Here is a 21,653-nt window from a genome sequence, read left to right as displayed (position 1 = left end):
TTTTAACTGGATTTTAACGCAATTTCATTCATTAAAAATGCCGATTTCTAGCTGTTTTATTAAAATTTAAATTTGGCTTCCGTGTAAATTACTGTCAAAGTGTTCAGCAATTAGGTTTGATTTAGATTTTCGGAGCTTTTAGTTATGTGTTCAATTTTCGCCATTTTAGATATTCAATCTGACGCCACTGCGCTCCGCCAGGTAGCACTGGAAATGTCAAAGCTGTTACGCCACAGAGGTCCTGACTGGTCAGGGATCTACAGCGGTGACAAGGCCATTCTTGCCCATGAACGCCTGGCCATTGTCGATATTGAACATGGGGCCCAGCCACTACTGACTGAAGATGAAAGCCTGATCCTCGCCGTCAACGGCGAGATCTATAACCATAAAGAACTTAAAGCCGAACTGGGTGACAAATACAGCTACCAGACCAACTCAGACTGCGAAGTGATTTTGGCTCTGTATCAAGAGTATGGCTGCAATTTCCTCGATAAGCTCAACGGTATTTTCGCCTTCGTGCTCTACGACAAAGCAAAAGATACCTACCTGATTGGTCGCGACCATATGGGCATCATTCCGCTCTACACCGGCCATGATGCCGAAGGTAACTTCTATGTCGCCTCCGAGATGAAAGCTCTGATCCCTGTGTGTAAAACCGTGGCAGAATTTAAGCCTGGCCATTACCAAACCCGAGCGGGTTATCAACAATATTATCAAAGGGACTGGCAGGATTTCAGCGCGGTTAAAGATAACGATGCCAGCATTGATGAACTGCGTAGTGCTTTAGAGGCGGCGGTAAAACGTCAACTCATGTCAGATGTCCCATATGGTGTCTTACTCTCCGGTGGCCTGGATTCTTCGGTGATTTCAGCCATCACCCAAACCTTTGCCAAACGCCGTATCGAAGATGACGGCGCCAGCGATGCCTGGTGGCCACAGCTACACTCATTTGCAGTGGGACTCATCGGCTCTCCGGATCTGGCTGCGGCAAAAAAAGTGGCAGATGCTATCGGGACTATCCACCATGAGATCACTTTTACCTTCCAAGATGGTTTAGATGCCATCAAAGATGTGATTTACCATCTGGAAACCTATGATGTCACCACCATCCGCGCCGCGACACCTATGTATCTGATGGCTCGTAAGATCAAAGCCATGGGGATCAAGATGGTGCTCTCTGGCGAAGGCGCCGATGAACTCTTTGGTGGTTACCTCTATTTCCATAAGGCGCCCAATGCTCAGGCCTTCCACGAGGAGTTAGTGCGTAAGCTCGATAAGTTACACCTGTTCGACTGCCTGCGTGCCAACAAAGCCATGGCGGCCTGGGGATTAGAGGCCCGTGTGCCTTTCCTGGATAAAGAATTTATCGACACGGCAATGCGGATCAACCCAGAAGCTAAGATGTCAAAAGATGGTCGCATAGAGAAACATATCCTACGCCAGGCGTTCGAGCATAAGTTGCCAAAAGAGGTGGCGTGGCGCCAGAAAGAGCAGTTCAGTGATGGCGTGGGCTACTCTTGGATCGATGGCCTGAAAGATCATGCCGCAAAAATGGTCGACGATCTGCAGCTGGCCAACGCCAAGTTCCGTTTCCCCTATAACACGCCAGAGACCAAAGAGGCTTATTTCTACCGCTGCTTCTTCGATGAGCTCTTCCCGCTGGCATCGGCGGCAGAAACGGTTCCCGGCGGCAAGTCGGTGGCCTGCTCGACCCCTGAAGCACTCGCCTGGGATGAGAGCCTGCAAGGGATCATCGACCCCTCTGGCCGTGCAGTCCGCTCTGTCCACGACAGTGCCTATGAAATGTAAACCTAGCTGAGCCATCGCTTAGGCTTCCATAAAAAAACGCCCTTTCTAATTAATAGAATGGGCGTTTTTTATTTCTTTGACTTAACTCAAAAAGTTACTCAGACCAAACTGCATACTCGTTGCCATTGGGATCGGAGAAATGAAACCGTCGTCCACCTGGAAAAGTAAAGATAGCTTTAGTGATCACGCCACCTGCACGCTCAATATCGGCCAGGGTAAATTCCAGCTCCGATGAATAGATGACTATGAGTGGCGAGCCTTTGGTCAGATTAAAGCTCTGCTCGCTGGCGTAAAATCCCCCAGTTATCCCCGCATGAATAAAGCAAGTGTAGTTCTCACCGTAATCGACAAATTCCCAGGAAAACACTCGGTTAAAGAATGCCTTGGTTTTTGCCAAATCCCGTACAGGGATCTCAAGGTAATTAATGGTTAAATGCTTATTCATCGAACTCTCCTTCTTTCAAGGGTATATTAGCCAGGGATGAGTCAAACTATTATGGGATCCATGCCGCCAAGAAACCAATGATGCCCCCAAAGACACCGCCCCAGACCACTAACCAGCCCAGGTGTTTCTTTATCATTTGCTGTACTATCTCTTTCACTAGGTTTGGAGTCAGTTCTTCGAGGCGTTGATGCACTATGGTATCAATCTGAGCGCGAAGATCAGCCATCACATCGGGCTGCTCTATCTCCTGCTTGATCAGCTCGAAGAAATCATCACTCTGGGTGATCTCAATCATTGAGTTTTTCATCTTCTCGATAAAGGGCGCCTTGAGCGGAGCTATCGCCTCTGAGCCACCAAACATAGCCAACATTCCACCTAAAGAGGATTGCTCAACCGTAGTCACCAGCGCATCGAATGCGGGCGTCATATCCACTTTTTCGATAACGGGTACCAGGTTAATGTGACTGGCACCGCCCCCCTGACCCGACAGAAACTTATCGATATTCTGCTCGGTAAAAAACTGCTCCATCATCAGATGGGCAATACCGGCCTTAAACTCCTCAAAACGCGCCGGCACCACACCACTGCCGTACAATCCCGGCACTTTTTCAAACAACATATGGATAGCCAGCCAGTTTGTTACCGCCCCAGACAGGGCAAATAATCCTATGCTCAGTACCACGGCAGAAGAAAACAGCAGGCCGCAAAGGACAAGGAGCAAAGCCAGCAGATTGGTTACAACACTTTTATTCACCTTTTTATCTCCAAGGGATCAGATATCTAAAAACGCCGTATCTTATCACAATGAAGATTACCGCTAATACTTTCCCCTCAGCCTCATTCACTGTCACGTCTTTCATCCCTCACATCCAGCAAGGTAAGTCCTACCCACTCTAAGGCTTTGATACTCTCCTTGGGAAGATTATCATGGCGAACAGCGAGAACTTTGGCTTCATTCGCCAACTCTTTTGCCTTTTGTACCAACTGGGTTGCTATCCCCAGCTTGCGATATTTTTCAACCACATAGATATCGTCGAAAAACCAAATTGGCATCAATAAACGCGATGAGTAGGAGGGGTATAACTGAATAAAACCGATCAACTGATTCACCTGCTTGGCAATTAAAATGACTGAATCATTTTCCGCCAGGCGAGCCTGAATAAATTCATAGCATTTAACGAACTCGCGGGGTTGCCCTAGGCTCTGACGATACTCATCGAACAGCTCTGCCAATGGGGCTAAATCTTCCTCAATTGCTATTTTTATCTGCATTTTCCATCCTTGAAATCGTGAGAACCAAAACAAGCTTCTGCTCAAAGTGATCAAACCAAGGTCACCCCTGCTATGTCATCATGATTAAGCTGACCTAAGCTAAGCTGGCCTAAGCTAAGCTGAGTTAAATTCAGTTAATCGACCTAAGTTAAGTGACCGTGACTCATTGACGAATCCGTTTTCGTAAATCTTTATATTCAAAAGAGAGAGTATGAATATGCTCAACGGGGTAACCATTAAGAAACGCCAACTCTCTGGCATGATTGACCGGCTTAGCATCCCCGCAAAGAAACAGATGAGCCTGCCTATCAAGCTTATGTACCTGAGTTGCCTGGTGAAATGGATCCCCCAAACTCACACATCTGCCCATCTCTCTTGGCGGTGTTTGCCCTGTAATACAGGCTTGATAGGTAAAATTTCGATACTCAAGCATCATTTTTAGCAGCTTGGTATGCTGATACAGCTCATTTTCATCCCGCACACCAACATAGAGATACACCTCCCCCTGATGGCCGCGCGCCAGTGCCTGAGATGCAACCCCATAGGCCACACCCAGGCCACTACCGAAGGCGATGATGATTAGCTTCTCTTTGCTATATTCTTCCTGATAGTAACTCTGCCCTAAAGGCCCCTGCACTAAGATAGGCTCACCGACACCCGCCCTATGATAGAGCCAATCACTAAACTGACCATTGTATTTACGCTTAACATGTATCTCTAAAAGCGGATCGCCGCTGTTGTTAACCGGGCAGTAGCTGCGCGTCAGTCCGTCAAAACGCCTGAAGTTAAAATATTGCCCCGGCTCATAGGCTATCGGCTGCTTGAGCCGAATAAGAATGCTCACCATGCTCTCATTGAGCAGGGTTTTACTCTCAATGTTCCCTAGGGCAAACAAGTCTTGCTCTAAGATAGATTTGAACTGCAGATCGGCACTGGCCCGGCATTGGCAGGCACAAATATAATGCTTCTGCTTTAGCGATGAGGAGAGTCCCCTCTGAGCACCCACTTCAACTCTTCCACCTACCTGTTGCAACAGGCAGGTTTTACATACCCCTTTCTTGCATGAGTAATTAATCCCTTGACCATGACGGATAAGCGCATCCAACACAGTTTCGGTTGGCTTAAATTCAATACGCTGACCATCGAGGTAAAATACTGTCATATAGCCTGATTTTCCTATTCCATTGAGAAAATTTATGTTTTAGTCATTCTATATCGTTAACAATAGGTCTAAAATCATAGTGACCAATTGAACAATTTTTCTCTTAGTCTGGGGCACGCAGCCCCTGTTTAGTCGAGCCCTAATCGATAAAATAAAAGGTGATTATGTCTTCCCTCTCTTCACAGTTTTCTAGTCTAGGACAAAAATTCAAACAGCTCCCAAGATATCAAAAGTATATCGCTCTTTTTATCTCATTATACTTAGCTTGGGCTCTGATTTTAGGACTATTAATACCTTATATTGCTGTTAAACAAGTGCCCGCGCAATTATCACCACTGTTAGGCAGACCCGTTGCATTACAAGATATCAGTATCAACCCCTTCACCCTAGCCGTCAGCGTAAAAGGATTTGGCATCGCCGAAAACGACAATACCCCTTTTGTGGGGTTTGAGCAGTTCGATTTACAGTACCAGTTCTGGGATTCCATCTTCAATTGGGGCTTTAGTGTTACTCACATCAAACTGACCCACGGTTATGCTAAAGTCAGACGGCTCAATAACAGAGAGGCGCTGCGCTTTAACTTCAGCGACATCCTAGACACGTTAGCGGCGAATGCGGCGGCTAATGCCACAGATGATAGCCAGGAACAAACCGATACGGATGATCCCTTAGCTAAGATCCCTCATTTCATTATCAGCGATCTGGCGGTTGTCGAATTTAACTTAAATCTGACCGATGAGATCACCGGCAGCGAAGTCACCTATCCCAGAATTAACCTGAATGTCGATGCGTTCGACTCCCATAATCCTATTCTGCTTGCAGCCAGCAAAACCCAGCTGTCAGATAAAAAGACTAACTATTATGATGTTGAATTTCATGGTAAACATGGTGGTACAGTTGCTCTTAAAGGTCAGGTGCAACTGATTCCACTGGATATCCGCGGCACGATCAAACTCGATAAGATAGATTTGCCACAGTTCTGGGGATTTGTTGCCGATGATTTTAATGTGTCCCTCGACGACGGAAAAGTCAGTTTTGCCACAGATTATCGATTAGCACTCGAAGGCAAACAGTTAATTGCCACCACAAACCACGGGGAACTGGCCGTGAACCAGCTAGCGGTACATCATCAGGATAAACCTGTAATGATGCTCGATGAGATAGCACTGCACAACATACAGTTCAATCTAGGAGAAAAACAGGTCACAGTCGATGAGCTCAGCTCAGACAAGCTCGCATTGAACCTCAGAGTCGATAAACAGGGCGTCGATTTAGTCACCTTGTTTACCCCAAAATCGCTGCAGACTCATACACAAGAGCCAGCACAACAAGCAGAACCAGCTCAACAAACTGAACCGACTCAAGCACCTGAGTCCGTACCAGCACTAACGGATGAGACACAAACTCTGGTTTCAAGCAGTGAAGAATCAATTGAAACAGATGAAAACCTAACCCTAGAGAAAGCACCTGAGATTGCACCTGAGATTGCGTCTGAAAAAGCGCCTGAAAAAGCAGTCTCGCAGCTACAAACGGCTCAAGCGCAAGGAGGTCAATCACAAGAAAGTCAGGAGCAAGCCCCTCAAGGTTCACTCTGGTCGGCAATCTTAAAGTCAATCAAAATCAACGGCTACCAATTTACTGTAACCGAGCAGCTAGTCGAAAGCGAAAACATCTGGAATATCAATAATCTTAGCCTGAACACCGGCAGCATAGATGCAGCCTTAAGTGCACCTGTCGATTATGAGTTGTCTTTCGATATCAATGACAAAGGCAATATTCACACCCAGGGTCAGCTCGATCTTAAGGCCAAACAACTTGAGGCAAAACTTGCCTTAACTGAGCTTGGACTAAGTCAATTCCAGAGTTATCTCGATCCTTTTATCAATATCAAACTGGAACAGGGACGCGTAAGCACTCAGGGGGATCTATTTGCCGATGCCGAAGGTCAAGCCAGCTATCAGGGCGCGGTGCAGGTCGATGATCTGTCAGTCAAAGATATGCTGCACAATGAGACTCTGCTGCAGTGGCAAAAAATGGATATTAACCAACTCGACTTTGACAAAGCGGCTAATAAGCTAGCTATCGATACCGTCACCTTAACCAAGGCTTTCAGCCGTATTTTGATCGCCGAAGACAGAACCACTAACTTTCAAGGCCTGACGAAAGCGGCATCGGACAATCCAGAGGCTTCGGAACTAAAATCAGAGTCACAATCAGGGCCACAGCCAGCATCAAAATCAGAGCCTCAATCACAGCCAAGCCAGAACGGTACACAGACAGAGCACAGTGCCCCACCAATGGCGCTTTCCATTAATCGGGTGATCATAGATGATGGCGCCGCTTTCTTTGCCGATAACTCCCTAACGCCCAACTTCGCGGCCGGTATCGAGCAGTTATCCGGCAGCATTAGCGATCTGTCATCAAGCAGTGATAAACCCGCTAAAGTGGATATCAAAGGCAAGATAGATCGCTACGCGCCGGTCGTACTTAAGGGGGAAATCAATCCACTGTTAGCCCAGCCCTATCTGGATCTCGACTTAAGTTTTAAACATGTCGAGCTCACCTCTGTTAATCCCTATTCCGGCACCTACGCGGGCTACTACATAGATAAGGGACTGCTCTCATTGGATCTCACCTACCGCCTGGAGAACAACAAACTGGTCGGCAATAACCATCTGGTTGTGGATCAATTACAACTGGGCAAACCTAGCGACAGCAGTCTGGCCACGACACTGCCTGTCACTCTGGCTATTGCACTGTTACAAGACAGACATGGCGTTATCGACCTTGGACTAGAGGTCTCTGGCGATCTCGATGAACCCAGCTTTAGCTTTGGCAGCATTATCCTCACAGCATTTACCAATGTGATCACTAAAGCCGTGACTGCCCCCTTCAGCCTGCTTGCAGGTCTGCTGGGCTCAGACGATGAACTGGATAAGGTCACATTCGCCCAAGGCTCGGCAACACTCAGCAGTGACGCTCAGGCCTTGCTGGATAAACTGGCCACGGGACTCAAAGACAGACCCAAACTCAGTCTGAGTGCCCGCGGAGCCGTAGACCCTATCGAAGACAGTCAGGCCCTGATGACCCAGATGCTAAAACAGAAGCTGGCCAAGATTGCCCAGATGGATGTTTCTGCCCTGCCAGAGGATCTTTCCCCCAGCCGCTACCCAACTTCAGGGCCTTTATCCGATGCCCTAAAACAGCTGTACCAAAGTGAGCTGGGCAGCTCGCCCGATGAGGTCAAAGAGCAAATAAAGATAAGACAGGAGCTGCAGGCACAACAGGAATCCCAAAACCAAGAGGAGCCTAAGGCCCAGACGTTAAGCGAGGCCGAACTTCAGACTCGCTGGCATATTGCTATGTATAACTCGCTACTCTCGAATCAGCTGATAGATGATTTAGCATTGGGCGCCCTGGCTCAAGAAAGGGCAGTGGCCGTAAAACGTTACCTCATCGAACACGCGCAGATCGCCCCCGAGAGAGTATTTGTACTCGACAGTCAGGCGCATATAGGCACCAGCGCCAGTCAAGCCTTATTGACCCTAACGGCCGACTAACTGGCTTTAAATTGTATCGGCCAGCCAATAAGGGCGGTGAACACCGCCCTTATTTGATCCTGCGCAGACTATCACTGAGCCTTTGATCCAAGTCACGCTTAGGTTAGAATCCCCCTCATTCTAAAACATGAGGATCTGATTTATGTTCATTATTCGCTGGCTGCTTGGCCGTATAATCCTGTTGCTCAACTTCATTTTTACCCCTAAAAAGCGCCAACGCCCTATCGCTGAGCAAGCCAAGGTAGATGAGCAGACTCGCGCACTGCAGCTATACCAGTACGCTGCCTGCCCTTTTTGTGTCAAAGTACGCCGCGCCATCAGACGTCAGGGACTCAATATCACCACCATAGATGCCAAACAGATACCACATCAACAAACATTGGTTGAACAAGGCGGCCGCGCCATGGTGCCCTGCCTGAGAATTGAACAACAGGGTGAAGTACAGTGGATGTATGAGTCATCGGATATCATCGCTTACCTCAACCAGCGCTTTAACTAAGCTAATTAAGCGCTTTAACTAAGCTGATTAAGCGCTTTGACAAAGCTGAATTGAGATTTTAAATCAGTTGCCATTCAAAGCATGATTTGATTTTCTAGTTGCGCTATCCTCATAGCTGGCGCACCAGTTCGCTCTCATCTCAGATTAACGATCAAAAGACGCCCAAAAAACGATAAATAAAGACAATAAAATCATGCAAATTAAAACAGTTCTTTTCATCCTGCTGCTCACCTGCCTCACAGCCTGCAGTGCCCGCAAACTCACAGTTGAAGATTTTGATACCCAGGTCGAAGATAAATTTATTACGGCCATCAAAGGCGATGGCATCAAGTTATTCACCTATACAGTCAAGTATGCCCAGCTACCAACCAAACCCGGTGAAGCCCCTGTGTTACAGATGGAGCGCAAAACGGGCTCAGCGAATCGAAAAGTGGTACGGCGCGGCGATCTTTCCCAGTGGACTCAACAGGTTGAATTAGGTCTGAACAAAACCATTTCTATGACAGGATATTGCCGTGAAGGCTATATCGAGCTCAGTCGCATCATAGAAGTAGGACGCGCCGAGATCCGAGGTGAATGTAACGATGGCGCGACTCAGGCCGACCTAGCTAAATTTGATCATTAAAAATTGTTCCCACTAACATAAAAAATGCGCGGCTAAAAAGCCGCGCATCTCTTTTGCTCAAACAAAAGTCAGTCGATAGCTAGAGATCGAAACGATCCAGCTCCATCACCTTATGCCAAGCAGCAACGAAATCGTTAATAAACTTCTCCTTGGCATCGAAACTGCCATACACCTCGGCAACGGCACGTAAAATAGAGTTAGAACCAAAGACAAGATCGGCCCTGGTTGCCTTCCATTTCGCTTTGCCCGTCGCCCGCTCGATTCCGTCAAACAGATCATGATTATCGGAAATCGACTTCCACTCGATATCCATACTCAATAGGTTGATAAAGAAATTATTATTAAGCACTTCGGGTGTTTCTGTCAGTACACCATATTGAGACTGATCCACATTGGCACCCAAGGCCCGCATGCCACCGAGCAGCACTGTCATTTCCGGTGCTGTTAGGGTCAGCAACTGCGCCCTGTCGAGCAGTAGCACCTCTGCCGGGACACTAAACTTGCGTTGACAGTAATTTCTAAATCCATCGGCATAGGGTTCAAGTACAGCGAAGGAATCGACATCGGTTTGCTCATCACTAGCATCCACCCGACCGGGAGAGAATGGCACGCTAACAGAAACGCCCGCATTCTTAGCAGCCAGTTCGACGCCCACACCGCCACCGAGCACGATAAGGTCAGCCATGGAAACCTGTTTGCCACCCTGATTAAAGCTCTGCTGAATCTTTTCATAGGCGCCAAGCACAATCGCGAGCTGTTCAGGCTGGTTCACCGGCCAATCTTTCTGCGGCGCTAAACGAATTCTCGCACCATTGGCGCCACCGCGTTTATCAGAGCCCCTAAAGGTGGATGCCGAGGCCCAAGCAGTTGAAACCAGTTGTGAAATAGACATCCCTGCACTGGCTATCTCTGTTTTGAGCTTAGCCACATCGTTAGCATCTATGGTCTGATAAGTGGCTTTAGGCAGCGGGTCTTGCCAAATCAGTTCCTCTTTTGGTACTTCTGGACCAAGATAACGGGCAAGCGGACCCATGTCCCTGTGGGTCAGCTTAAACCAGGCTCTGGCAAAGGCATCGGCAAAAGCATCTGGGTTATCCAGGAAACGGCGGGAGATCTTCTCATAAGCCGGATCGAAGCGCAGTGACAAATCGGTCGTTAACATGGTGGGCACACGACGCTTACTGGTATCGAATGGATCGGGGATCTCTCCAGCACCCGCCCCACCTTTAGGTTGCCACTGGTGAGCACCAGCAGGGCTCTTGGTCAGCTCCCATTCATAGCCAAACAGGTTTTCAAAGAAATAGTTGCTCCATTGGGTCGGGGTCTGGGTCCAGATCACTTCTAAACCACTAGTGATGGCATCGCCCGCTTTACCGCTACCATAGCTGCTCGCCCAGCCTAATCCCTGAGCCTCAATCTCTGCCGCCTCGGGATCCGCACCCACAAGGTCAGCATCCCCGGCGCCGTGGGTCTTACCAAAAGTATGGCCACCCGCAATAAGCGCAACGGTTTCTTCATCATTCATCGCCATGCGGGCAAAGGTCTCACGGATATCATGGGCGGCGGCCAGAGGATCAGGATTGGCGTTTGGCCCCTCAGGATTGACATAAATCAGTCCCATCTGCACTGCCGCCAACGGATTTTCAAGATCACGCTCGCCAGAGTAACGCTTATCTGCTTCTAGCCAAGTGGTCTCACTGCCCCAATAGACATCGTTTTCAGGCTCCCACACATCTTCTCGCCCACCGGCAAAGCCAAAGGTCTTAAAGCCCATAGACTCTAGTGCCACATTACCAGCCAGAATCATCAGATCTGCCCAGGAGATTTTACGGCCATGTTTCTGTTTTATCGGCCAAAGCAAACGTCTGGCCTTATCCAGGTTAACGTTATCGGGCCAACTGTTAAGCGGTGCAAAACGCTGCTGCCCTGCTCCGGCTCCACCACGACCATCGCCAATACGATAGGTGCCGGCGCTGTGCCAGGCCATACGAATAAACAGCGGGCCATAATGACCAAAGTCGGCTGGCCACCAATCTTTGGAATCTGTCATTAGCTGATGCAGCTCTTGTTTAACTTCTTCAAGATTAAGGCTATTGAATTCTGCGGCATAGTCGAACCCTGGATCCATGGGATTCGACTTGGATGAGTGTTGGTGTAACAGATCGACTCTCAGTTGATTCGGCCACCAATCCATATTGCTGGTGCCTGAGCCCGCTGCTAGGTGCATGGGACATTTACTTGCTGCCATAGTTAACTCCTTCACTGTATACAGGTGGGATGCATTAAATCACTTAATTATAGTTGCTTTGATGGGTTTACAATTAGACCTTGCCCAAGCTGATTAAATTAGCATCAACACCATTAAAAATAGATTAAAAACATAATGTTAATAAACTTTTACTCAAGTAAATTTGTTTGACCTAAAGATGGTTTAATGTCAGGTGACTCTGTTTAAAGGTCAGAAAAAATCAATAAGGCGCCCAAAACTGCCACACTCGAATTACAACGGTCAGTTTGATTGCGCTAGCCGATTGAACAAGATTAAGTTAGAATCCGCGCTCAATTTTGCTAATGTAATGAAGTTAGTTAACCACCTTAGGTGAGCGTATGAATAGAAAACAGAAGATTTTAAAGAAGACAGCCAAACGCGCCAAAGCCCGTCTGAATAAGCATACTCCGCCTAATGTGAAAAAATATGTTTCTAAGGGCGATCGCGCCAAAGCACTGGCCCAGGAGCAAGCTGAAGCGGCCGCCAAGGCGAACGAATTAGCCAAAAAACAGCCTACTGATGAGGCAAATGAAGAGATAAGTGAAGAGCAGTCAGAGACTGCCGCACAGGAAACTGCACAAAACGCACCTCAAACTAAAGCGCAGTAAACCACTTTCAGAGCCTCAACAGGCTAAACCACACATCTCAAATGATGAGGTTTCTCGTCGCTCTAAGGTCTATCGCGCTCTTACCGTTCAGTCACGCGATGACTCGCCTCGCAATCTTGCTCTTCACTGAGCTGCGCCATCTGAGCACAAGAGGATGATAAAGGGTTCGTGCTCGATGGACTGAGCTCTTCATCGGGTTCCTGCACCAAGGTTTGAGCCAAATCCGTCACCTGGGTTTGTACCCTATCCACTAGGCGATAGGCAGTCCACACACCGAGAAAGGCGAAGATAATCGCTCCCAACACCTGCCCTACCAACACACCCTCCACGCCGCCCCACTGAGCGCCAAAATAGACAAAGGGGATGGTACCTAAGGTCGCCTTTCCGACATTAAACAGGGTGGAGTATTTGGCCTTACCTAAATTATTAAAAGAGGCATTGGCCACAAACAGGGCACCAGAGAAGATAAAGAACACGGCAATATAGCTACAGAAGAAACGAATAAGCTCGGCGCCATCCCCCTGCATGGCAAACATCACCACTATCTGCTCCTGCAATACAAACAGCAACAAAGACACGGATAACACATACAGAACACAAAACTGTAAGGCTTTCGTCAGACTTTCTCTTACCCGCTCAAACTCCCGGGCGCCAAAATTTTGCCCCACTATGGGCCCTATAGCGCCAGACAGGGCGAATATCATCCCGAACGCCACAGGCGTCAGTCTGCCTAGTACCGCCCAGGCCGCCACATAACTGTCGCCAAAATCGGCAATGGCGCGAGTCACCACCGCATTGCCTATGGGAGTCGCTATATTGGTCAGCATGGCTGGACCTGCGATAGCAAAAATCGGCTTAAGATCGGCCTTAAAGTCCGACACATCAAAATGCCTACCCAGCTTATGCTTGATAAAGACACCTCGGGCCGAGACCACCAAAACGGTGATCCTCGCCAGCACTGACGCAAGCGCCGCCCCCTCAATCCCCATCGCCATTAGAAAAATAAAAATAGGGTCAAACACTAGGTTCACACCGCCGCCCATCAGGGTGGATAGCATAGACAATTTGGCATCCCCTACGGCGCGTAGCGCCGCCCCAAGCGCCATCGCCAGACAGATCACTGGCATAGAGGGTACGAGTATATAGAGGTAACTTGCCGCCAGTTCGGCGGTATGACCGCTGGCGCCAATCAAGGCCAGCAGCTCAGGAATAAAACAGGAGACCAGTATGGCAACAATAACCGACACAAGCAGAGTGACTATGGCACTGTTGAGCAATAGCCGTTTCGCCTGCTCAAACTCTTTGGCACCTATGGCTTTGGACACTAGCGCGCCTAGCGCAATAGAGAGCCCTATGCCGATGGCGGTAATGAAAAAAGAGATGGAGCCTGCGTAACCCACAGCGGCCGCCAACTCCTCTTCACCAAGCAAGCTTAAGAAGAAGATATCGAGCAGATCAACCACAAACAGCGCCGAAATACCTATGGCGGCCGTCGAGCTCATCACCCAGATATGGCGCATGATATCGCCTTCAACAAACTTTGCCTTGGTCATGACTATCCTTTTAAATTAGCCCTTAAAGAGCTGATAGACCCTATAGATCGGTTTCAAGCTCACTGCCACACTTATCACAATAATGCGCACTGGGTTCATGGCCCATTTTCAAACAGTTACTGCAACGACGCAGATCTTTTTTGCGCACCATCTCCTGTGAGATCTCTGCCGTTAGGATACCCGTTGGGATAGCAATAATCGAGTAACCAATCAACATGGTCAAGGCTGCGATCCCCTGCCCTAAGGTCGTTTGTGGGGTAATATCCCCATAACCCACAGTGGTGATGGTAACTATGGTCCAGTAGATAGATTTAGGTATAGAGGTAAAACCATTCTCAGGCCCCTCGACCACATACATAATGGCGCTTAACACCATCACAATTAAACTCACAGAGAAGAAAAACAGAAACACCTTACGGCTCGACTGCATCATGGCCCGCAGCAACAAATTACCTTCACTCAGGTAGCGAAGCAGTTTAAGCACCCTGAAGATGCGGAACAGTCGCAAAATGCGTATCACTAAGGTAAAGTTGGCACCAGGAAAGAAGAGTGCCAAATAACTGGGTAAAATAGACAGTAGATCCACTATGCCATAAAAACTGCGGGCATATTGTAATGGCTGGGCCGAACAGTAGAGACGAAGCAGGTACTCAAGGGTAAAGATAATGGTAAAAAACCATTCTGCAACGCGGAACCAGCTGCCATATTGCTGATGAACCTGATCTATCGTGTCGAGAAATACCAAACCGACACTCAAGATAATGCAAAGGATCAAACCGATATCGAAGTAACGCCCAGCCTTGGTATCGGTACCAAAGATGATTTCACGCAGTTTTTGACGATTAATTTCGTTAATTTCTAACATAAGAAGTCCCATTCCCTTAAAAAACATGATCCATCCAACGAAATGAAAACAAATTACTACAGCTAAAACCGATTTTCTGTACAATAAACAACCAACAGACACCTTTAATCCATTTGATTTTAGTCAGAGGCAAGATGCGAATACTTTTTACTTCATTGTTAGCTGTTACATTATTATTCCTTAGTGCTCAATCACATGCGAATTCTGCTGCCCAAGTTGCGGTTCGCAGTGCCAGCAATATCGGCAAAATTGACTTAGTCATTGTCAAAAAGTCGGAAGCCAATATGATGTTAATGCGCAATGGCCAGATAATTCGCAGCTATAGAGTCGCCATGGGTGACCGCCCTGATGGCCACAAGGTGCAAGAAGGCGATCAACGCACACCTGAAGGACGTTACATTCTAGACTATAAAAAGTCGAACAGTGCTTATCACCGCGCCATTCATATCTCTTATCCTAATGAAGAGGATAAGCTAAGAGCAGAAACCTTAGGCGTCAAGCCTGGCGGGCAGATCATGATACATGGTCAAAACCCTCATTCGAATCTTACACCGGATCAGGCGCAACGCCTCAACTGGACAGATGGTTGTATTGCACTGAAAAATGAAGAGATTGATGAACTCTGGCAAGCAATTGAAACGGGTACGCCCATAGAAATTTGGCCCTAAACGCTAACATTAAAATAAAAACAATGAGAACAGACACTGTTACCCCTGAGAGCTTACAACTCAGTTGGCCTCACTTCTGTCAGCAGATACTGGATTTTCTGCAAGCTTTGGGTTTGGATAAACTTGAACTTAAATGCGATCATGTGGCGTTGAGAGTTAACTCCAGCGCCGCGGCAGACAATCTCAGTCAACACTTTGCCACTCAAGGCAAGCTTATCTCTAATAACCTGATCAATGGTCGTCCGATACAGATTTTCGAGCTGAATCATCCGCTCATCTTAGGCAGGATGCGGATCGAATGTATCGAGCTGCCCTATCCCGGCAATAAAACCTATCCCATTGAAGGCTGGGAGCATATCGAACTGATACTGCCAGGCAAGGCTGAGACGACAGCGCAGTTACAGCAACAGCTACTTGACGCCCTCCCCAGCCTGGCGCCAATCTTAGACAAGCAAACCGATATCAAGGTTAAGCACAGCTCGCCCAAAGGGGAACATGAACGTCTGGCTAATCCGACAATTGCCCTTAAACGAGATAATATCTGCATCAAGATCCATGCCCATGGGATCAAAGCCATTATTGCTTCTGAAATCCAGCCTGAAACATAAGGGGCAATCGAGGTCCAAAACTTCCCTCAATACCCCCTTAATTAAGATGATTTAAGGTAAGGTCGGAGCATCAAAACCATATTGTGCCAAGATCGACTGACCTGCTGGTGACAAGATAAACAGTGCCAACTGCGCCGCGTGTTCATCAGCATCCTTAATCAGACTTAAGCCATAATTAGCACCAACACTGAGTTCTTTTGGCAGTTGTAGTATTTTTAGTTGTGGCACCTCTTGTTGCGCTAATACCGCGTTAGTGCAATAAGTTAGAAATATATCAGCCTGGTGATTTTCCATAACCCATCCATAAGGATTACGTCCATCCGGAGCCTTGGCGCTATTGGGGCCACCGGTCAACTGCAAGGCTTTATCGCTCAGTTTTTTTTGTGCCTTAACTTGTAATTTTTCGGCTCGCTCGAATACTTTAAAAGCATAATCACCAGCAGGATCCGCTTTGGGGGTCGACGTCCCGACTCTCACCTTATCATCCAGCATAGTGGCCAATAAGGTTTCACTACTCACGCTAACCTCTGGCTGGGTAATAGCGCACAGCTTATTACGAGCAAACATCACCACATCACCGCTCAGTTTAGCCTGGCTTAATGCGATAGGATGTTTCATATTAGCTGAGGCATAAAGATCAACTTTTTCACCTTTTTCAATGCGCTGCCTAAGCAAACCTGAGGGAGCGTATTGAGCCACCACATTCAATTGAGTGCGCTGTTGATATGCCGAGATGATATCTGTCATGGCTGATTTTAGACTACCCGCCGCACGAAGCTCAATTGGGCTTGTATGCGCAAAGCTGTGAGTCGTGACCATGGCTAAACACACTGCACTCAATATCCATTTTTTCTTCATATTAACTTTCCTTTATCTGACCGAAATTTAATAAAAGCCTAGTTAAGACGTGGTGGCAATACGCCATTTTGTCGGGATAAATAAATTGTTGTCCAGATCGCTCATCTCCTGCATTAGCAAGACAAAATGTACCAATTATCTCTGTGGTAAAAATTCAATTTTCCAAGTTTAGGTAAATACAAAAACAAGGACGCCAATACCTTAAAGAGTGTTGGCGTCCTTTATAAGCTGATTAGAACCGAATCGCTTTCAACCAGCTTAAGCCGGTTTGATGTTTTGATTCATCCTAAACAGGTTATTGGGATCGTACTTAGTTTTAAGCTGCTGCAAGCGCCTGTAGGTCGCACCATAGGCGAACTCGGTACGCTCGCTTTCATCCTCAGTGAGGAAGTTGATATACACCCCATCGCTGGCGAAAGGTTTGGTTTTCGCAAAGAACTCCCGCGCCCAGGCGATACAGCGCGCATCATCCCCGGCATCCTCCCAGCGAACGTGTACGTTGAGCACATAATTCGCGTCGCGGCATGAATAAGCCATGGCATCGGCGGCGGGACGGCAAGTTGCGCAGCCTATGGAAGCAATGAAAATCTCACACTGAGGCGATGGCAAGGTGCCCGCATATTCGATTGCAGTATCGATAGCTCCCTCACTTAAGGAGGTGAAGTTATGGGACTTCCAATAGTTACGCGCCCCAGGAGTGAGCAAGGGATCGAAGGCTTGCTGCCAGGCGACGAAAGGCTGTACGCCAACATGTTCGCCGACTATATTGCCAAAATTTCGCAGCGGCGCGATCAGCTGCTCACCCAAGGCGGGATCGCCTGCATAGCAAAGCGCCAGTACCACCACCTCTTTGCCATGCACCGACTCTGGCAGGAAAGGCAAAGGCGGCGCTTTTCTCGACACCATCCAGACACTTAGTTCCTCTGGTGCCGTTTCGGTAAAGCGAGCAAATTGGGTGATAACCGATTTAGCCTGTTCGAACGGGAACACAATTAAGCCGCTGAGCACGTCAGGGCCGAGTGAGTGAAGTTGATATTCAAACTGAGTCACGATACCAAAGTTACCGCCACCGCCCCTAAGCCCCCAGAAGAGATCCTCATTTTCGGTCAGACTGGCGCGTACCTGACGACCATCGGCGGTGACCACATTGGCCGAGAGCAGATTATCTACTGTCATGCCAAATTTGCGGCTCAGCCAACCAAAACCACCGCCTAAGGTCAGGCCGGCAATACCTGTGGTTGAGTTAATCCCGACCGGCACTGCCAGACCATGTTTCTGAGTTGCCCCATCCAGATCGGCTAAGGTGCAGCCGGGCTCGGCTATGGCGGTTTTACTGTCGGGATCGACCATCACCTTTTTCATCAAGGACAGATCTATCATCAGGCCATCATCACAAATGGCATTACCCGCAATATTATGGCCGGCACCCCGTACAGATAGCAGCAGTTGATTGTCGCGGGCAAAATTGACGGCACTCACCACATCCTCCGCCGAGGTGCAGCGTGCAATTAAGGCGGGTTTACGGTCGATCATGGCATTCCAGATCTGGCGTACTTCATCATAACTTGAGTCGCTGGGTAACAGCAGGTCTCCACCAAATTGCTGTTTAAAATTGTCTAACTTTGTCTTGTCCAAATGGGTCTTGTCTAAGCTTGTCATATTAAGTTGCCTCTCCTGATATACGAAAGTGCGCATCCGTGGATGTGCAGTTCAGTCTATGCTCGGCCCCATTAATTAAGCTGTTGTTCTAGTTTATTTTTCTTCTTTAAAAAACTGATCCTTTACCGCAGTTCAAAAAGAGCATAAGTCAACATGATAGTAGAGACTTCTCCCCTGTGCATAATGCAGGGAAGATTGATGATACCAGTCAAAATGAAGAATCAAGGGATGTAACAGGAGAAGAAACAAGATAAGGAAATAGAAGCCCGGGAAGTATAAATGACTATGATTTGATTTAGCTAATCACTGATTTTTTCGATATATAGGATAATCTCCCCCACCTTGACGCCCCATTTGCTCATCTCGGTTTTGTTAAACAAACGTCTGTCATCGAGTAGAAACATCCAATCATCTAAGCTTATCTCATAGGTTTCGCCGTCTACGGGTATTGTCATCACATATTCCCAGTAGAGCGCAGATCCCTGAGTACGCCCAGTAGCGATACCTATCACATCACCGGCCTGACCCTGATATTGATTATCGGCCACTTTCTCAAGTTGCCAGATGCGAGTCGATTTTTCGCCATCGTCGAATACAAACCACTCCTTTATCTCCCCTTTATCGCCCTGCCAGTCAGCCTGCAAATCGACCTCGAAGCGGCGCTGCAGATCCCCTGAGCGACTGAGCACCATGCCATAGGCCTTAAGCTTACCCTGAAAAAACTCCTCCAGCTTGAGCTCAGGCACTGTGCCCTTGTGCTCATCGAGGGAGGCCGAGCCGCAGGCACTCAGAGTAAAGATGAATAAAGCCATCAATAGCGGTTTCATCACTCACCTCCCAGTAACTGCTTTCTCAGCCTAGGTTCGCTGGTGTTTTTCGACAGCCAGATAGATAAAAATGCCTCGCCAAAACGGGGATCTGGGATCACGCCAATGGGCTGTTCGCCAAAGTAGAAATGGCTCTGACCATCCTGGGTGACAAACAGCATCAACTCATCCCCCGCCTCCACATCAGGCCAGATTTGGGATAAGGGCAGTAGCCAATCTTTTATGTTGGTGTCGCTATAGCCTAAATGCTGCCACTGATCTGCAGTTGCCTGGATGAGATCCCCTTTATCTATGGCGCGGTAATAGCGAATACGCAGGGCCTTATCCTGAGCAAGTTCACTCTGATAAGGCACGCTCTGGGCAAACAACTCGGCTTGATACAGAGTCCAGAACAGATAGGTCATCTCCCCTTCACCGATTTTTTGCAGCTGATTTAACGGCGAAGCCGATAAGGCAAAGGAAAATAGCAGTAATGGTACTAGCAGTGATCTGGACGCTAATCTGAAAAAAGATCTCAACATGGCTCACCTCACTCTACTCATTTCAAGATGCTTTCAAGATTCATCTCAAGGTTCATCTCAAAACATGCTGATGCAGCAACTTGCGGTAACTCAGGACTAAAATGGGCAGTAATGCCGCCCAGATCGGCATCAGCAAGAGAAGCAATTCAGCCTCGTTCCACTGAGTCGTTAGCCTGCCTAACTTAATACCAGCCCAATAACTGGATGCTCCACCTATGGCGCCTACCAAGGCAACCCCCATAAAAGAGGTGCGAGTCAGCCACTTGAGGCTGTGGTTAAAACTGATGGCAAAAATTGCCCAAAGTAACAATAGCCAGAGCGGAAACAGAGAATCGATACTGCCTAGGCTCTGCGGTGATGTCGAACTAAACACCCCAGAATGGATCAGTAATCCATCTACCAATACCCCTATAGGCACCAACAACAGCAGTTTGGCGTCCTCTCTGGGAGTAGGAGATAAACCAAAATGCACGGCAATTAGTAGCAAGATAACCAACGCCCCGTATTCGAGGAGTAACGCCGCGCTAAACCAGCAGAGCTGAAACAGCAGCAGATTAATAATCCAAAACCATTTCATCCTGGGCTCCCACAAAACGGGGCTTGCGACTCACAATATGGTGGGTGCTGATCACCCGCTCCTTAAATGCCCCCTCGCAATAGCCGAAATAGAAGAGCCACAGACGCTTGAAGGTCTCGCTGTAACCTAGGGCCTCCAGCTCGGTCCAATTTTGCTCAAAACCAACACGCCAATCCTTCAGGGTTCTGGCGTAGTGCAGGCCGATATCCTCAATGGAGCTGATCACCATATCTGTCTGTTCGGTCAGCTGGGATGAGATCACATTCACCGAGGGCAGACAGCCGCCGGGAAAGATATACTTTTGAATAAAATCAACACTCTTGCGGTATTTCTCATAGCGGCTGTCGGCGATAGTGATGGCTTGGAGTAACATCTTGCCATCGGCTTTGAGCAAGCGGTCGCAGACACTAAAGAAAGTGGGCAGAAACTCATGCCCTACGGCTTCTATCATCTCGATTGAAACCAGCTTATCGTATTGGCCTTCAAGTTGGCGGTAATCCTGTTTGAGTAGTCTAATGCGATCCCCAAGACCCGCCTTTTCGATACGCTCCCTTGCAAACTCATACTGAGCATCAGAAATGGTCGTGGTCGTGACATGACAGTCATACTCACTGGCCATAAACAAGGCTAAGCCGCCCCAGCCAGTACCTATCTCAATCACTCTATCCCCAGGGCTCAGCTCAAGCTTTTCACAGATAAGGCGCATCTTGTTTTCCTGTGCAAGGCTTAGGCTCGCGGCCGTATCGCTGTATACAGCACAGGAATAGAGCATGCTGCTGTCTAAAAATCGCTGATAGAGATCATTGCCTATGTCGTAATGGGCGAGAATATTCCGCTTGGAGCCTTGCTGGCTGTTACTGTTCTTTCTTCTTAAAAACAGGTTTTTAACCTTAGATAACCAAGCCATTTTGCTCTCAAGTTTATCCAACCGGGCCTGATTTCTCGCCATCACCTGAATGACCTGGGTCAGATCAGGACTGCTCCACTTACCATCGATATAAGCTTCGGCGGCGCCAATACTGCCGCCCATAATCACATCTTTGTAGAAACTGGCATCGTGGACGATTATCTGCCCCGACAAGCTGGCCTGACGCTGCCCAAGATGCCAATGCTCGCAACCCTCGATGAGTTCCATATTGGCATCATCGAGTTCACCCAGCAGCTTGATGATGAGATCTCGGTACCTGGAATGAGCGGCAACCCTCAAGGTGACGCCACGAGGTGAAAATGTCCTGTTTTGTTTTAGTAACTGTTCCATTGAAACCTCG

20 protein-coding genes are annotated in these 21,653 nt (G+C 48.0%); 7 read left to right on the top strand and 13 right to left on the bottom strand.

The genetic code is table 11. The features are described 5' to 3' along the window. Window positions 1-144 precede the first annotated feature (144 nt). Window positions 145-1,809, top strand: coding sequence for an asparagine synthase B (gene asnB, locus LZP69_RS10065; RefSeq protein ID WP_234200332.1), 1,665 nt, complete (start codon window positions 145-147; stop codon window positions 1,807-1,809). A 94-nt stretch (window positions 1,810-1,903) separates the two neighbouring features. On the opposite strand, the gene LZP69_RS10060 is transcribed toward asnB, so the two are convergent. From LZP69_RS10060 to LZP69_RS10045, 4 genes are all read right to left on the bottom strand, one after another. Next, complete coding sequence (locus LZP69_RS10060; protein ID WP_234200330.1) at window positions 1,904-2,254, bottom strand: VOC family protein; 351 nt, start codon at window positions 2,252-2,254, stop codon at window positions 1,904-1,906. 49 nt (window positions 2,255-2,303) lie between these two features. Continuing rightward, window positions 2,304-3,008 carry a DUF445 domain-containing protein gene (locus tag LZP69_RS10055; protein WP_234200329.1) on the bottom strand — a complete coding sequence of 235 codons (705 nt, stop codon included), beginning with the start codon at window positions 3,006-3,008 and terminating at the stop codon, window positions 2,304-2,306. An 83-nt stretch (window positions 3,009-3,091) separates the two neighbouring features. Further along, window positions 3,092-3,526: a GNAT family N-acetyltransferase gene (locus LZP69_RS10050; RefSeq protein ID WP_234200327.1), complete on the bottom strand. Its 435-nt coding sequence runs from the start codon at window positions 3,524-3,526 to the stop codon at window positions 3,092-3,094. Window positions 3,527-3,689: 163 nt separating this feature from the next. Beyond that, window positions 3,690-4,688 (bottom strand): 2Fe-2S iron-sulfur cluster-binding protein, encoded by a 999-nt coding sequence (locus LZP69_RS10045; protein ID WP_234200326.1) that lies wholly within the window; start codon window positions 4,686-4,688, stop codon window positions 3,690-3,692. Window positions 4,689-4,852: 164 nt separating this feature from the next. Between LZP69_RS10045 and LZP69_RS10040 the strand changes: the two genes are divergently transcribed. From LZP69_RS10040 to LZP69_RS10030, 3 genes are all read left to right on the top strand, one after another. Then, complete coding sequence (locus LZP69_RS10040) at window positions 4,853-8,248, top strand: DUF748 domain-containing protein (RefSeq protein WP_267962068.1); 3,396 nt, start codon at window positions 4,853-4,855, stop codon at window positions 8,246-8,248. A gap of 142 nt (window positions 8,249-8,390) precedes the next feature. Continuing rightward, window positions 8,391-8,747: a glutaredoxin family protein gene (locus LZP69_RS10035; protein WP_234200318.1), complete on the top strand. Its 357-nt coding sequence runs from the start codon at window positions 8,391-8,393 to the stop codon at window positions 8,745-8,747. 193 nt (window positions 8,748-8,940) lie between these two features. Further along, entirely contained in the window at window positions 8,941-9,372 is a 432-nt protein-coding gene (locus tag LZP69_RS10030; protein WP_234200316.1) for a hypothetical protein, read from the top strand. Window positions 9,373-9,451: 79 nt separating this feature from the next. On the opposite strand, the gene katG is transcribed toward LZP69_RS10030, so the two are convergent. Beyond that, entirely contained in the window at window positions 9,452-11,620 is a 2,169-nt protein-coding gene (katG, locus tag LZP69_RS10025) for a catalase/peroxidase HPI (protein ID WP_267962067.1), read from the bottom strand. 359 nt (window positions 11,621-11,979) lie between these two features. Between katG and LZP69_RS10020 the strand changes: the two genes are divergently transcribed. Next, complete coding sequence (locus tag LZP69_RS10020) at window positions 11,980-12,249, top strand: DUF2986 domain-containing protein (protein WP_234200313.1); 270 nt, start codon at window positions 11,980-11,982, stop codon at window positions 12,247-12,249. A gap of 80 nt (window positions 12,250-12,329) precedes the next feature. On the opposite strand, the gene LZP69_RS10015 is transcribed toward LZP69_RS10020, so the two are convergent. After that, window positions 12,330-13,802 carry an MATE family efflux transporter gene (locus LZP69_RS10015; RefSeq protein WP_234200310.1) on the bottom strand — a complete coding sequence of 491 codons (1,473 nt, stop codon included), beginning with the start codon at window positions 13,800-13,802 and terminating at the stop codon, window positions 12,330-12,332. A gap of 40 nt (window positions 13,803-13,842) precedes the next feature. Beyond that, window positions 13,843-14,667 (bottom strand): ion transporter, encoded by an 825-nt coding sequence (locus LZP69_RS10010; RefSeq protein ID WP_234200305.1) that lies wholly within the window; start codon window positions 14,665-14,667, stop codon window positions 13,843-13,845. Between the two features lie 134 nt (window positions 14,668-14,801). Between LZP69_RS10010 and LZP69_RS10005 the strand changes: the two genes are divergently transcribed. Then, window positions 14,802-15,335, top strand: coding sequence for a L,D-transpeptidase family protein (locus LZP69_RS10005; RefSeq protein WP_234200301.1), 534 nt, complete (start codon window positions 14,802-14,804; stop codon window positions 15,333-15,335). A gap of 23 nt (window positions 15,336-15,358) precedes the next feature. Next, window positions 15,359-15,943 carry a VOC family protein gene (locus LZP69_RS10000; protein ID WP_234200299.1) on the top strand — a complete coding sequence of 195 codons (585 nt, stop codon included), beginning with the start codon at window positions 15,359-15,361 and terminating at the stop codon, window positions 15,941-15,943. Between the two features lie 51 nt (window positions 15,944-15,994). On the opposite strand, the gene LZP69_RS09995 is transcribed toward LZP69_RS10000, so the two are convergent. The 6 genes from LZP69_RS09995 to LZP69_RS09970 form a co-directional block, all read right to left on the bottom strand. Then, window positions 15,995-16,801: a molybdate ABC transporter substrate-binding protein gene (locus tag LZP69_RS09995; RefSeq protein ID WP_234200297.1), complete on the bottom strand. Its 807-nt coding sequence runs from the start codon at window positions 16,799-16,801 to the stop codon at window positions 15,995-15,997. Between the two features lie 258 nt (window positions 16,802-17,059). After that, a complete protein-coding gene (locus tag LZP69_RS09990; protein ID WP_234200293.1) occupies window positions 17,060-18,460 on the bottom strand; it encodes an FAD-binding oxidoreductase in 1,401 nt (466 codons plus the stop codon). 299 nt (window positions 18,461-18,759) lie between these two features. After that, window positions 18,760-19,287, bottom strand: coding sequence for a DUF3833 domain-containing protein (locus LZP69_RS09985; protein ID WP_234200290.1), 528 nt, complete (start codon window positions 19,285-19,287; stop codon window positions 18,760-18,762). Next, window positions 19,287-19,808 (bottom strand): chalcone isomerase family protein, encoded by a 522-nt coding sequence (locus LZP69_RS09980; protein WP_234200288.1) that lies wholly within the window; start codon window positions 19,806-19,808, stop codon window positions 19,287-19,289. The genes LZP69_RS09985 and LZP69_RS09980 overlap by 1 nt, the downstream gene beginning before the upstream one ends. Before the next feature lie 52 nt (window positions 19,809-19,860). After that, a complete protein-coding gene (locus LZP69_RS09975) occupies window positions 19,861-20,385 on the bottom strand; it encodes a DUF2878 domain-containing protein (protein ID WP_234200287.1) in 525 nt (174 codons plus the stop codon). Continuing rightward, entirely contained in the window at window positions 20,363-21,643 is a 1,281-nt protein-coding gene (locus tag LZP69_RS09970) for an SAM-dependent methyltransferase (RefSeq protein ID WP_234200284.1), read from the bottom strand. The genes LZP69_RS09975 and LZP69_RS09970 overlap by 23 nt, the downstream gene beginning before the upstream one ends. Window positions 21,644-21,653 lie beyond the last annotated feature (10 nt).

This window comes from Shewanella sp. AS1, from assembly GCF_021412565.1.
In the GTDB taxonomy this organism is placed as follows: Bacteria; Pseudomonadota; Gammaproteobacteria; order Enterobacterales; family Shewanellaceae; genus Shewanella.
This window is presented reverse-complemented; position numbering and strand designations above follow the sequence as displayed.

Coding starts and splice junctions, on each gene's coding strand:
- LZP69_RS10020 (WP_234200313.1), top strand. CDS start 11,980: ATGAATAGAAAACAGAAGATTTTAAAGAAGACAGCCAAACGCGCCAAA.
- LZP69_RS10000 (WP_234200299.1), top strand. CDS start 15,359: ATGAGAACAGACACTGTTACCCCTGAGAGCTTACAACTCAGTTGGCCT.
- katG (WP_267962067.1), bottom strand. CDS start 11,620: ATGGCAGCAAGTAAATGTCCCATGCACCTAGCAGCGGGCTCAGGCACC.
- LZP69_RS09980 (WP_234200288.1), bottom strand. CDS start 19,808: ATGTTGAGATCTTTTTTCAGATTAGCGTCCAGATCACTGCTAGTACCA.
- LZP69_RS10060 (WP_234200330.1), bottom strand. CDS start 2,254: ATGAATAAGCATTTAACCATTAATTACCTTGAGATCCCTGTACGGGAT.
- LZP69_RS10035 (WP_234200318.1), top strand. CDS start 8,391: ATGTTCATTATTCGCTGGCTGCTTGGCCGTATAATCCTGTTGCTCAAC.
- LZP69_RS10030 (WP_234200316.1), top strand. CDS start 8,941: ATGCAAATTAAAACAGTTCTTTTCATCCTGCTGCTCACCTGCCTCACA.
- LZP69_RS09975 (WP_234200287.1), bottom strand. CDS start 20,385: ATGAAATGGTTTTGGATTATTAATCTGCTGCTGTTTCAGCTCTGCTGG.
- asnB (WP_234200332.1), top strand. CDS start 145: ATGTGTTCAATTTTCGCCATTTTAGATATTCAATCTGACGCCACTGCG.
- LZP69_RS10005 (WP_234200301.1), top strand. CDS start 14,802: ATGCGAATACTTTTTACTTCATTGTTAGCTGTTACATTATTATTCCTT.
- LZP69_RS09990 (WP_234200293.1), bottom strand. CDS start 18,460: ATGACAAGCTTAGACAAGACCCATTTGGACAAGACAAAGTTAGACAAT.
- LZP69_RS10050 (WP_234200327.1), bottom strand. CDS start 3,526: ATGCAGATAAAAATAGCAATTGAGGAAGATTTAGCCCCATTGGCAGAG.
- LZP69_RS10010 (WP_234200305.1), bottom strand. CDS start 14,667: ATGTTAGAAATTAACGAAATTAATCGTCAAAAACTGCGTGAAATCATC.
- LZP69_RS09970 (WP_234200284.1), bottom strand. CDS start 21,643: ATGGAACAGTTACTAAAACAAAACAGGACATTTTCACCTCGTGGCGTC.
- LZP69_RS10040 (WP_267962068.1), top strand. CDS start 4,853: ATGTCTTCCCTCTCTTCACAGTTTTCTAGTCTAGGACAAAAATTCAAA.
- LZP69_RS10015 (WP_234200310.1), bottom strand. CDS start 13,802: ATGACCAAGGCAAAGTTTGTTGAAGGCGATATCATGCGCCATATCTGG.
- LZP69_RS09995 (WP_234200297.1), bottom strand. CDS start 16,801: ATGAAGAAAAAATGGATATTGAGTGCAGTGTGTTTAGCCATGGTCACG.
- LZP69_RS09985 (WP_234200290.1), bottom strand. CDS start 19,287: ATGAAACCGCTATTGATGGCTTTATTCATCTTTACTCTGAGTGCCTGC.
- LZP69_RS10045 (WP_234200326.1), bottom strand. CDS start 4,688: ATGACAGTATTTTACCTCGATGGTCAGCGTATTGAATTTAAGCCAACC.